Annotated in this window: 11 protein-coding genes; 7 read left to right on the top strand and 4 right to left on the bottom strand. The window is 69.3% G+C overall.

The annotated features are described in order from the left end of the window. Positions 1–4: 4 nt before the first annotated feature. A complete protein-coding gene (locus tag AD72_RS06390; protein WP_197284889.1) occupies positions 5–1,651 on the bottom strand; it encodes an alpha-amylase family glycosyl hydrolase in 1,647 nt (548 codons plus the stop codon). 106 nt (positions 1,652–1,757) lie between these two features. Beyond that, positions 1,758–3,167: an acyl-CoA synthetase gene (locus AD72_RS06395; protein WP_031465470.1), complete on the bottom strand. Its 1,410-nt coding sequence runs from the start codon at positions 3,165–3,167 to the stop codon at positions 1,758–1,760. Between the two features lie 56 nt (positions 3,168–3,223). Between AD72_RS06395 and tsaB the strand changes: the two genes are divergently transcribed. The 3 genes from tsaB to tsaD are packed head-to-tail and all read left to right on the top strand — an operon-like array spanning position 3,224 to position 5,381. Continuing rightward, complete coding sequence (gene tsaB, locus AD72_RS06400; protein ID WP_031465471.1) at positions 3,224–3,859, top strand: tRNA (adenosine(37)-N6)-threonylcarbamoyltransferase complex dimerization subunit type 1 TsaB; 636 nt, start codon at positions 3,224–3,226, stop codon at positions 3,857–3,859. Further along, on the top strand, positions 3,856–4,344 hold the full coding sequence (rimI, locus tag AD72_RS06405; protein WP_082468786.1) for a ribosomal protein S18-alanine N-acetyltransferase: 489 nt from the start codon (positions 3,856–3,858) through the stop codon (positions 4,342–4,344). Before tsaB ends, rimI begins: the two co-directional genes overlap by 4 nt. Next, positions 4,341–5,381, top strand: coding sequence for a tRNA (adenosine(37)-N6)-threonylcarbamoyltransferase complex transferase subunit TsaD (gene tsaD / locus AD72_RS06410; protein ID WP_031465473.1), 1,041 nt, complete (start codon positions 4,341–4,343; stop codon positions 5,379–5,381). The genes rimI and tsaD overlap by 4 nt, the downstream gene beginning before the upstream one ends. On the opposite strand, the gene AD72_RS06415 is transcribed toward tsaD, so the two are convergent. Next, a complete protein-coding gene (locus AD72_RS06415; protein ID WP_031465474.1) occupies positions 5,378–6,937 on the bottom strand; it encodes an alkaline phosphatase D family protein in 1,560 nt (519 codons plus the stop codon). The genes tsaD and AD72_RS06415 overlap by 4 nt on opposite strands. A gap of 289 nt (positions 6,938–7,226) precedes the next feature. Here AD72_RS06415 and groES point away from each other — a divergent pair, with 289 nt between their 5' ends. Continuing rightward, a complete protein-coding gene (gene groES, locus AD72_RS06420; protein ID WP_031465475.1) occupies positions 7,227–7,535 on the top strand; it encodes a co-chaperone GroES in 309 nt (102 codons plus the stop codon). 91 nt (positions 7,536–7,626) lie between these two features. Further along, complete coding sequence (gene groL, locus AD72_RS06425) at positions 7,627–9,246, top strand: chaperonin GroEL (RefSeq protein WP_031465476.1); 1,620 nt, start codon at positions 7,627–7,629, stop codon at positions 9,244–9,246. 140 nt (positions 9,247–9,386) lie between these two features. Here the strand turns inward: groL and AD72_RS06430 are convergent, their stop codons facing one another. Next, on the bottom strand, positions 9,387–9,683 hold the full coding sequence (locus AD72_RS06430; RefSeq protein ID WP_026197017.1) for a WhiB family transcriptional regulator: 297 nt from the start codon (positions 9,681–9,683) through the stop codon (positions 9,387–9,389). A gap of 303 nt (positions 9,684–9,986) precedes the next feature. Between AD72_RS06430 and AD72_RS06435 the strand changes: the two genes are divergently transcribed. Together AD72_RS06435 and AD72_RS06440 are read left to right on the top strand one after the other, a co-directional pair. Further along, a complete protein-coding gene (locus AD72_RS06435) occupies positions 9,987–10,736 on the top strand; it encodes a hypothetical protein (protein WP_156365064.1) in 750 nt (249 codons plus the stop codon). Positions 10,737–10,906: 170 nt separating this feature from the next. After that, on the top strand, positions 10,907–11,503 hold the full coding sequence (locus AD72_RS06440; RefSeq protein ID WP_026197018.1) for a response regulator transcription factor: 597 nt from the start codon (positions 10,907–10,909) through the stop codon (positions 11,501–11,503). The last annotated feature ends 78 nt before the right edge of the window (positions 11,504–11,581 follow it).

An 11,581-nucleotide genomic window follows, 5' to 3' on the forward strand; every position in this document is an offset into this window, starting at 1 on the left:
CCGCTCAGCCGTTCAGGTCCAGGATCGCGTAGCCGAAGCCGTGCACGGTGAGGTTCCCGCCCTCGACGTGGGTGCCGCTGTTCTCGATCGCCCGCGCTCCGGGCAGCCGGGGATCCTCGACGGTGATCCGCGCGGTCTCCCGGCGCGGGTTGACGGTGACCAGGTACCGGTCCCCGCGCAGATAGGTCAGCGGGTATCCGGTGCCGAACACGCGAACACTGCCCAGCGCGCCGAATTCCGGGTTCGCCTTGCGCAGCGCGATCATCCGGTGCACGAAGTTCAGCAGCGAACCTGGCTTCGCGCGCTCGCCCGCGACATCCGGCCTGCCGGGGTCCGGGTCGATGGGCAGGTACAGCTTTTCCGGTGCGGCGGTGGAGAATCCGGCGTTCGCCCCGGTGTTCCACTGCATCGGGGTGCGGTTGCGCTGCCTGCCGTTGCTGCCTTCCTTGTCGGGCAGCCCGTCGAGCATCCGCATGCCGATCTCCTCGCCGTAGTAGATGGCGGGCACGGTCGGCCAGGTCAGCCAGAAAGCGAAGGCGGCGGGCAGTTCCGCGCGGGTGCGCACCCCGTTGTTCAGCCGGTCGGCGTCATCGTGATTGGCGGTCGGCAGCGAGATGTAGCCGAGTTCGCGGGTGCTCGCGTGCGCTTTTTCCCAGGCGTCCACGAAGATCCGCGCGGTGCCCGTGCCCTCGGCGCCGAAGAACGGATGCTCTTTCCACAGCGATTTCCACGGCGCGCCGTCGCCGGGACCGCCGAAGTGGAACAGGAAATCGGCGTTGAAACCGCCCGGTATCGAGGTGGCCGGATCGCCCCATTCGGCGATGAGCGCGGAATCGGGATACTTCCGGTCCAGCCAGCCGCGCAGCTCGTTCCACAGTTTCCCGGTCTCGACGTATCCCGGATCGTCCTTGACGAGTGAGAAGGCCATATCACAGCGGAATCCGGAAACCCCGATGTCCAGCCAGTGCGCCATGATCTCGCGCACCGCGGCCCGGTTCCGCTTCGGCCCTTCCGCGTCGACAGGTTCCCGCCACGGTTCGCCGTCCCGGGGCCGCGCGTAGCCGAAATTGATCGCGGGCTGGGTGGCGTAGAAGTTCTTCCGGAACGCGCCCTTTCGCGGTCCGGGGGAGGGGACGAAATCCTCCGGGAGCTCGCCACCGGGAAGCTGGTCCGGGCTCGCCCAGATATAGCGGCGATCGGAATCATCGTGCAGCGAGTTCCGGAACCACGGATGCTGATCGGATGTGTGCCCGACGACCAGATCGAGGAGCACCCGGATGCCGCGTTTCCGTGCCGCGCCCACGAGTCGCGCCAGATCCTCGTTGGTGCCGTAGCGCGGGGCCACGGTCAGATAGTCGGCCACGTCGTACCCGGCATCGGTGAACGGTGAGACGAAGACTGGATTCAGCCAGACCGCGGTGACCCCGAGCCAGGACAGATGATCGAGATGATCGGCGATACCGGCGAGATCGCCGATCCCGTCGCCGTTCGAATCCGCGAAACTCTGCGGATAGATCTGATAGAGCACCGCATCGGCGAGCCAGCCGGGCTGGGGCCGGGAATCGGGGGAAGCCAGGGCCGGGGCCGCGAACGCCGAGGCGATCGCGGTGCGGCCGGCACCGGCCATGAAGGATCGCCGGGAAACGCCCATGTTCCAGACTCCTCTCTGCAGAAGAAATTCTGCAGAAAAAATTCTGCGAAGGAAATTCCGCGGTGCCCGACGCTACCCGGCCGGTCCCGGCGGCGACAGCCCCCGATCAGCCGAGCGAGCGCTTGAGGATCTTGCCCATATCGTTGCGGGGCAAGGATTCCCGGAACCGGACGACGCGCGGGCGCTTGTGCGGGGTGAGCGTGCTCGCGACGTGTTCGATCAGCTCGGCCTCGCTCGCCGGGCTCGCCGAGGAGACGATCCAGGCGATGATGCGCTCACCGAGATCCTCATCCGGCTCGCTGGTCACGGCGGCCTCGGCGACCCCGGGATGTTCGAGCAGCGCGTTCTCGATCTCCCCGGCGCCGATCCGGTAGCCGCCGGACTTGATCAGGTCGGTCGAGCGCCGCCCGACGAGGCGCAGATAGCCGTCCGGATCCCGGGTGGCCATGTCCCCGGTGCGGAACCAGCCGTCCCGGAAGGCTTCCGCGGTGGCGTCGGCCCGGTTGAGGTATTCCCGGAACACGTTGGGCCCGCGCACCTCGACCTCGCCGACGAGCCCGGGCTCACCGATCTCGGTACCCGCGTCGTCGGTGATCCGCAGGTCCACACCGGCCAGTGGCAGGCCGACGGTGCCCGGCCTGCGTTCCCCGTCGATGCGCACGCTGGTGTTCATGAAGGTCTCGGTGAGCCCGTAGCGCTCGATGATCTGCTGCCCGGTGGCCGCGGTGATCCGCTTGTGCACGCTCGCCGGAAGGGGAGCCGAACCGGAGACGAGCAGCCGGGCCGCGCCGAACCGCCCGGCGAGCCCGGTGTCCGCCTCGACGGCCTCCGCGACGCGGGAGTACATGGTCGGCACGCCGAACAGCATGGTGCTCGGGTACGCGGTGAGCGCCTCGGCGGCCGCCTCGGCTTCGAAGCGCCCCAGGTGGTGCACGCTCCCGCCGAGCAGGATCGGCCCGAGCGTGCCGAGCACCAGCCCGTGCACGTGGAACAGCGGGAGCCCGTGCACGACGACGTCCTCGGCGGTCCAGGCCCAGGCCTCGGCCAGCCCGGAAACGGTGGCCTCGAGCGAACGCCGCGGCTGGACCACACCCTTGGGCGCCCCGGTCGTCCCGGAGGTGTACACGATGAACAGCGGGTCCTCGGAATCCGTCGCCGGTTCGGTGAACGAGGCCCGCGCCGCCGGATCGACCTCGTGCCGGTCGAGCGCGATGTGGCCGCCCTCGTCCGGGGCGCACAGCAGCAGATCGGGCGCGGAGTCGGTGAGGATGTGGGTGAGTTCGCGGTCCCCGAGCTTCGGGTTGAGCGGGACGACGGGCACCCCGGCCGCGATCGCGCCGAGCACCGCGATGGCGGTGTGCGGGCGCGCGCTCGCGTACACCGCGACCCGCCGCTTGCCCGCCACGGCCTCGGCGACCGCGCCGGAGGCGGCGGCGAGCCCGGCGTAGTCCAGGGTCAGTTCGGGGAAACGCAGCGCGAGCCTGCTGCCGGCCGCGCCGAGATCAGACAACTTCATGCCCGAGACTGAACACGTGCGGGCCTGCGTTGGCAAGCCACGTATCCTCGGCGACTGTGCACGTCCTCGCAATCGACACCTCGACCCCCGTGGTCACGGCCGGGATCGTCGAGCTGACCACGGACGCGGTACGGGTCACGGCCACCAGCACCGTGAGCCGGACCCGGGCACACGCCGAACTGCTCGGGCCCGAGGTGCGGGAGCTGCTGCGCCGGGCGCCCGCCGGGATCGCCGCGATCGTCTGCGGCGTCGGACCCGGCGCGTTCACCGGGCTCCGGGTCGGCATGGTCACCGCGGCGGCGCTCGGGCACGCGCTCGAGGTCCCCGTGTACCCGGTGTGCACCCTGGACGCGATCGCGGCGCTCGCCGGTCCCGGCCCGTTCCTGGTGGCCACCGACGCGCGGCGCAAGGAGCTCTACTGGGCGGTCTACGGCGCGGACGGGACCCGAGTGGCCGGACCGGATGTGGGCGCCCCGGACATGGTGCGCGCGGTCGCCGCCGAACACGGCATCACCCGGATCCTCGGCGACGGGGTGCTCGACGGCGAAGTCCTCGCCTGCGATCCGCTCGGTCTGGTCCATGCCGCCGAGGACGCGGTGCGCGCGAACACCGAACCCGCCGCGCTCACCCCGCTGTATCTGCGCCGCCCGGACGCGAAAGAGCCGGCCGGACGGAAACGGGTGAGCCGGTGATCCCCGAAGACGTCGAGCAGAAAGCGGGCGATGTCACGCTCGCCCCGCTGCGGCACACCGACGCGGACCGGTGCGCGGAGCTGGAACGCGAACTGTTCGCCGGGGACGATCCGTGGAGCGCGCGGGCGTTCCGGGCCGAACTCGACGCCGGGCACTACTACCTCGGCGCCTACACCGGTTCCGGCGAACTGCTCGGCTACGGCGGGCTCGCGCTGCTCGGCAGGCCCGGTGACCTGGAGGCCGAGGTGCACACCATCGCGGTCACGGAATCCGCGCAGGGCAAGGGAATCGGCGCGCTGCTGCTGGACGCGCTGCTCGCGCAGGCGGACGCGCACTCGGCCGCGGTGTTCCTCGAGGTGCGCACCGACAATGAGGCGGCACAGCGGCTCTACGAGCGGCGCGGGTTCCGGATACTCGATGTGCGCAAGGGTTACTACCAGCCATCGGGTGCGGACGCGTACACGATGATGAGGGACAAGTCATGATCATCCTCGGGATCGAGAGTTCCTGCGACGAGACCGGTGTCGGCATCGCCGAGCTCGGCGCGGACGGTTCGGTGCGCCTGCTCGCCGACCAGGTCGCCTCGAGCGTCGGACAGCACGCCCGGTTCGGCGGGGTGGTCCCGGAGATCGCCAGCCGCGCGCACCTGGAGGCGATGCGCCCGACGATGGATCGCGCGCTCGCCGAATCGGGTCTCGCGCTCTCCGACGTGGACGCGTTCGCGGTCACCAGGGGGCCCGGGCTCGCCGGTGCGCTGATGGTCGGGGTCGGCGCGGCCAAGGCGTACGCGCTCGCGCTCGGCAAACCCTGTTACGGGGTCAACCACCTCGCCGGGCACGTCGCCGCGGACACGCTGCAGCACGGCTCGCTGCCCAGTCCGTGCCTGGCCCTGCTCGTCTCCGGCGGGCACACCCAGCTGCTGCTCGTCGAGGATCTCGCGGGCAAGATCACCGAGCTCGGCTCCACCATCGACGACGCGGCGGGGGAGGCCTACGACAAGGTGGCGCGGCTGCTCGAACTGCCGTATCCGGGCGGCCCGCCGATCGACAAGCTCGCCGCGGAAGGGGACCCGGAGGCCATCGCCTTTCCCCGCGGCATGACCGGACCGCGGGACGCCCGGCACGACTTCTCCTTCTCCGGGCTCAAGACGGCCGTCGCGCGGTGGGTGGAGCGCGCCGAGGCGGCGGGGGAGACCGTTCCCGTCGCGGATGTCGCGGCCTCGTTCCAGGAAGCCGTCGCCGATGTGCTGACCATGAAGGCGGTGCGCGCCGCCGAGGAATACGGCATCGGAACCCTGCTGATCTCCGGCGGGGTCGCGGCGAACTCCCGCATCTCCGGGCTGGCCGCCCAGCGCTGCGCCGCGGCCGGGATCGAACTGCGGGTGCCCCGGCCCCGGCTGTGCACCGACAACGGCGCCATGATCGCCGCGCTCGGTGCCGCGCTGGTGCACGCCGGGGTCGCGCCGACGGCGATGGAGTTCGGCGCGGATCCGGCCATGCCGGTGGAACTGATCAGTCTCTAGTTCCGGTGCAGTCCCGGCTCACGGTCGGCGACGGTGAAGCTCGCCCGGGTGGAGATCGGCGCGCCCTTGCGGCTCACATAGGGCACCACGCGGTAGTCGGCGCGCACCTCGGACGGGGTGAACTTCGTCCGCACATAACCGCGCTGGCCGTTGTAGAACTTCACGTGCGGGTTCTCCTTCAGGATCCCCGCGGTGTCCTTGTTGGTGTCCGAGCCGTCCCCGTTGCTGGTGATCGAGGTGGTCACAAGTTCGGTGCCCACGACGGGGGATTCCGGGTCGGTGAACCGCTTCTTGATGTCCGCGGCCCAGTTCGCGTGCACATCCCCGGTGAGCACGACGACATTGCGGGTCTTGGCGGCGACCCAGGCGTCCACGATCCGGTCCCGGTTCGCGGCGTAGCCGTCCCAGGCGTCCATGTTGTTCGTCTCGCCCGCGCCCGGAGTGAAATCCAGCTGGGAGAAGAACACCTGCTGGCCGAGCACATCCCAGCGCGCGGCAGAGGACCGCAGCCGGTCGCCGAGCCAGCGCTCCTGGTCCGCGCCCATGATCGTGCGGTGGGCATCCTTGCGGTGCGGGTCGTACTTGATGCCGTCCCCGGAGAGCTGGTCGTCGCGGAACTGCCGGGTGTCGAGCATGTGCAGGTTCACCAGCCCGCCCCAGGCGCGCTCCCGGTAGAGCTGGATCGCCGAACCGTCCGGGCGCTGGGCCGGACGCAGCGGCATGTTCTCGTAGTAGGCCTGGAACGCCCGCGCCCGCCGGGCCAGGAACTCCTTGCGGGAGGCGTGATCGGACTCCTCGGGTACCTCTCCGGCCCAGTTGTTCTCCACCTCGTGGTCGTCGAACACCGGGGTCCACGGCGCGATCGCGTGCGCGGCCTGCAGATCCGCGTCCGCCTTGTACTGGGCGTACCGCTGCCGGTAGTTGGCCAGCGAGACCGTCTCCGGTCCGGCGTGTTTGCGCACCTTGCCGCTCGAACCACCGTTCTCGTACTGGTAGTCGCCGAGGAACGCGACCAGATCGGGCTCCTCGGCCGCCAGGTGCCGGTAGGCGGTGTAGTAGCCGTACTCGTAGTGCGCGCAGGAGGCGAAGCACAGCAGCAGCGGAGTGCTCAGCACCCCGGCCGCGGGCGCGGTGCGGGTGCGCCCGTGCGGGGACAGATGCCCGTTCGCGCGAAACCGGTAGAAGTACTCGGCTCCCGGTTTGAGTCCGCTCGCCTCGACGTGCACCGAGTGCCCGGAAGCGGGCTCGGCCTTCGTGGTCCCGCGGCGCACGATCTTGGTGAACCGCTCGTCCTCGGCCAGTTCCCAGTCCACCTCGGTGGCCTTCGCGGGCATGCCGCCGAACCCGTCCTCGGCGAGCGGATCGTGCGCGAGCCTGGTCCAGAGCACCACGCTGTGCGCGTCCGGTTCCCCGGAGGCCACGCCGAGGGTGAACGGATCACCGGCCCGGGGCCGCGGGCGTACCGGGGACTGGGCACTCGCGGGAACGGCGGCGACGGCGGAGGCGGCCGCGGTCAGCGCGGCCCCGCGCAGCAGGGCGCGGCGGGTGGTGGTCATGGCGGTTCACCTCGGGATGGTTCGGGAGTTTCTTCGCGAACAACCCAAACGAGGGAAGGTGTCGGCGGCCCGGCGTGGAAGTGATCGCGCGGTGAACAGCCGGACAGCATCACAAGGAGAATCGGAGCCGCTTGAAGGTTTAGCACTCGGGCGGGTAGAGTGCTAAACGAACGGCGCAAGCCGCCTCGGCACCCGCGACGACGGGGTGGTGCGAGCCGTCACTCGTGGCTCGGGAACACGTGTCCCGGACCACATTAACTTGTACCTACCCAACGCTTTCATTCGACCCATGGAGGTCCTAGCGGTGAGCGTGAACATCAAACCGCTCGAGGACAAGATCGTTGTCCAGGCGAGCGAAGCCGAGGCGACGACCGCGTCCGGTCTCGTCATCCCGGACACGGCGAAGGAGAAGCCCCAGGAGGGCAAGGTCCTCGCCGTCGGCCCCGGTCGCGTCGACGAAAAGGGGAACCGGGTTCCCGTCGACGTCAACGAGGGCGACGTCGTCATCTACTCGAAGTACGGCGGGACCGAGGTCAAGTACAACGGCGAGGAGTACCTCATCCTCTCCGCGCGCGACGTGCTTGCCGTGGTCAACTGACCACACGGTCACAGGCAATACAGGAGCCCCGGTGGCCCCACTCCGGGGTCGCCGGGGCTTCTGCGTTCCACACTCCTGAGAAAGGCAAAGCATGCCAAAGCAACTCAGCTTCGACGACGACGCTCGTCGGGCGCTCGAGCGCGGCGTGAACCAGCTGGCCGACACGGTCAAGGTCACGCTCGGCCCGCGGGGCCGCCATGTGGTGCTCGACAAGAAGTTCGGCGGCCCGACCATCACCCTCGACGGCGTCACCGTCGCGCGCGAGGTCGAGCTGGACGACCCGTTCGAGAACCTCGGTGCCCAGCTCGCCAAGAACGTCGCGACCAAGACCAACGACGTCGCCGGTGACGGCACCACGACCGCGACCGTGCTCGCCCAGTCGCTGGTGAAGCACGGCCTGCGCAACGTCGCGGCCGGGGCGAACCCGAGCCAGCTCGGCACGGGCATCGCCGCGGCGGCCGAGGCGGTCGTCGAGGAGCTCAAGAACAAGGCCACCCCGGTCAAGGGCCGGGACAACGTCACCCAGGTCGGCACCGTCGTCTCCCGCGACGAGTCGATCGGCGCGCTGCTCGGCGAAGCGCTCGAGCGGGTCGGCGAGGACGGCGTGATCACTGTCGAGGAGTCCTCGACGATGGCCACCGAACTCGACGTCACCGAGGGCGTGCAGTTCGACAAGGGCTACCTCTCCAGCTACTTCGCCACCGACGAGGAGGCGCAGGAAGCGGTTCTCGAGGACGCCTTCGTGCTGCTGCACCGGGAGAAGATCTCCTCGCTCAACGATCTGCTCCCGCTGCTCGAGCAGGTCATGCAGGCGAGCAAGCCGCTGCTGATCATCGCCGAGGACGTCGAGGGCGAGGCGCTTTCCACCCTGGTGGTGAACTCGCTGCGCAAGACCATCAAGGCGGTCGCGGTGAAGGCCCCGTACTTCGGTGACCGGCGCAAGGCCTTCATGGACGACCTCGCCACCGTCACCGGCGGCCAGGTCATCGCCGAGGAGGTCGGCACCAAGCTCTCCGATGCGGGCATCGAGGTGCTCGGCACCGTGCGCCGCGCGGTGATCACCAAGGACACCACCACCCTCGTGGACGGTGGCGGCAGCAAGGACGCGATCACCGACCGGGTCGGTCTCATCCGCAAGGAGATCGAGGCCAGCGACTCCGACTGGGACCGCGAAAAGCTCCAGGAGCGGCTGGCCAAACTGGCCGGCGGCATCGCGGTCGTCCGGGTCGGCGCGGCCACCGAGACCGAGCTCAAGGAGCGCAAGCACCGGATCGAGGACGCGGTGGCGGCCACCAAGGCGGCCGTCGAGGAGGGCATCGTGCCCGGCGGCGGTTCCTCGCTGATCCACGCGGCGAAGGTGCTCGAGGGCGGCCTCGGCCTCAGCGGTGACGAGGCGACCGGCGTCAAGATCGTCGCCGACGCGCTGAGCGCCCCGCTGTACTGGATCTCCAGCAACGCCGGTGACGAGGGCGCCGTCGTGGTGACCAGGGTCGCCGAGGCCGCTTGGGGTTCCGGCTTCAACGCCGCCACCCACGAGTACGGCGACCTGATCGCGCAGGGCGTCGTGGACCCGGTCAAGGTGACCCGTTCCGCGGTGACCAACGCGGCCTCCATCGCCAGGATGGTGCTCACCACGGAGAGCTCCGTCGTGGAGAAGCCGGAAGAGGAAGAGCAGGACGCGGCCGGTCACGGGCACGGCCACGGACACTGACCGGTTCGCGCGCGTGGGCTGAACAGGCTCCGCGGGCGGCCGGACAACAGACTGGCCCGGGACATCTCCTGATGTCCCGGGCCAGTTGCCTCCCTGCCCTCGGTGGTCCTTTGACGGGCGGGGCGCACGATCGGTTCCCGCTAAACCGCGGCCAGTCGTTTGCCCTTGGTGCGCAGTACGCTCTCCCGTTCGGATTCCGACATTCCGCCCCACACGCCGTACGGCTCGCGTGAGCGCAGTGCGTGTGTTCTGCACAGTTCGAGCACGGGGCAGTGTGCGCACACCTGCTTGGCCAGTTGCTCCCTTCGGGCTCGGGCCGGACCACGTTCACCGTCGGGGTGGAAGAAGGTCGCACTCTCCATCCCCCGGCACGCGCCGTACATTTGCCATTCCCATACTTCGGCGTTCGGCCCTGGGAGCCTACGCGTATCGGACATCTCCACCGCCTCCTGAAACGGCGAGTTTGACTCCATTTGGCGTAATGTTGATCACCGTATGGCGTATGACCTCGAGGGGCAAGAGCCGTCACTCCAGCGGGTGGGCCAGCAATTATGACAAGCACGATGCATACCGACACAGTGTGCGACGACCCGTTTGGCCGCTATCGCGAGCTCGCCTTCGGTACCCCACGCACACTCGGAGTGTGCTCGCTCGCGAACGGGGTCCCGGACGGGCCGCGCGAGGCGTGGTGCCAAGGGGTCGCGCTCGGGGCCGCGGGGCGGTACGCGGCGGCGCGATGTGTGCTCGAACCACTGACCCGGGGCGAGGCGGCGCACGCCAACCCGGTCTCCGCCTCGCTCGCCGCGAGTACGCTCGCCTCGCACCGGCGCCAGATCGGCGGTCACGCGGACGGATACCACGCGGACGCCTCGGCGTTGCGCTTGCTGGCGCCAGCAGCGGAGCCGGACACCGACGGTGCGCGAGCGGATGCGCTGGTCGGGTTGGCCGCTGATGCGATCGGTAGTGGTCGTTTGGGGCGATGCGATGAACTGCTACGGTATGTGCACGACAACGTGCCACTGAGCGCTTGGCGGTCACGTATCCGGTACGGATGGGTGCGGACCGAATGGCTGCTCGCCTGTGATCGCGCGGGGGATGCCCTCGTCGTGGCGGAGGAAACGCATGAGTATGCCTGCTCGGCGCCATCCGGGCGACATGCCATCAAATCCGCCATGCAATTGGCCGTATGTTCGTCGATGCAAAAAACCGAGGGTGGTCTGCTTCGCGGAGCCCGGCTGGCGGAGGAGGCACTCCGCGCATCGCTTGATCGGGGCATCGTGTCCCTTGTTTGGCCTATTGCCTTGCTACTCAGCGGTACGGCCGAATCGGTCCCCTCACCGCTCGCCGATCGCGCGATCGAACTCGCGCGGGAGGCACTGACCAGCGTTGTCTCCGCAACCGATGCGGCGGGAAGGCGTATGGTCAGGCGATCCCCCTGGATGCCGAACGCGCTGCTCCAAGCAGGTGACTTCCACAGCTCAGGAGCCTAGTTCGGTTACTTGAAGGATAAAGAACCAGATCGTGTCAAGGTGCGGACTCGGATGGCCGATAGGGGGAGTAGGAAGGTCACTCACTTGATGCTTGAACTAGCAAGCGATCCGGCGTACCGGTCGGTAGGCCTCGCGAGCGGGTTCGGGTAAGCCAGTTGGAAGGAGCACCCGTGACAACGGTCCTCATCTGCGACGATCGACGTAGCGTGCGCGAGGGACTCACGCGAGTCATGTCCGCGGTACCCGGGGTGAGTCGTATCGATTGCGTCGCGCACGGTGATGAACTGTTGACCCGGTTCTCACGGCAGCCCGTGGACGTCGTGCTCGTCGGCACGCAGCGGGCGGTGCCGACCGGGGTCGAGGCCACTCGCCGGCTCGTGTCCGCGAGCCCGCAGGCGAACGTGATCGTGTTCGGCGCACCGGACGATGCGAGCAGTATCGCGGCCGCGATCGCCGGTGGCGCCCGTGGCTACCTGCGCTGGGACGCCTCGCGCCCGGAACTGGTCGCCGCGCTCGCGCACACCCTGTCCTCGGCGCCGGTGCCGACGCAGCGCCAGCAGTCCGATCCGGGGGTCGCGCTCACCGACCGTGAACTCCAGGTGCTGCGCGGGATGAGCCAGGGCAAGAGTAACGGTCAGATCGGCAGGGAACTGTTCCTTTCCGAGGACACCGTCAAGACCCACGCCCGCAGGCTGTTCCGCAAGCTCGGCGTCAAAGACCGTGCACAGGCCGTCGCGCACGGATTCCGGCGCGGTCTGGTGGCCTGACTCGACAGACGCCCGTACCCGCTCCCTGGTTGCGCCAGCGCCGACAACGCCACAAAATCGGCGTTGAGGCGCTGTGTA

The organism is Sciscionella sediminilitoris (assembly GCF_000737195.2).
Classification (GTDB): domain Bacteria; phylum Actinomycetota; class Actinomycetes; order Mycobacteriales; family Pseudonocardiaceae; genus Sciscionella; species Sciscionella sediminilitoris.

Coding starts and splice junctions, on each gene's coding strand:
- AD72_RS06390 (WP_197284889.1), bottom strand. CDS start 1,651: ATGGGCGTTTCCCGGCGATCCTTCATGGCCGGTGCCGGCCGCACCGCG.
- AD72_RS06395 (WP_031465470.1), bottom strand. CDS start 3,167: ATGAAGTTGTCTGATCTCGGCGCGGCCGGCAGCAGGCTCGCGCTGCGT.
- tsaD (WP_031465473.1), top strand. CDS start 4,341: ATGATCATCCTCGGGATCGAGAGTTCCTGCGACGAGACCGGTGTCGGC.
- AD72_RS06415 (WP_031465474.1), bottom strand. CDS start 6,937: ATGACCACCACCCGCCGCGCCCTGCTGCGCGGGGCCGCGCTGACCGCG.
- groES (WP_031465475.1), top strand. CDS start 7,227: ATGGAGGTCCTAGCGGTGAGCGTGAACATCAAACCGCTCGAGGACAAG.
- groL (WP_031465476.1), top strand. CDS start 7,627: ATGCCAAAGCAACTCAGCTTCGACGACGACGCTCGTCGGGCGCTCGAG.
- AD72_RS06430 (WP_026197017.1), bottom strand. CDS start 9,683: ATGTCCGATACGCGTAGGCTCCCAGGGCCGAACGCCGAAGTATGGGAA.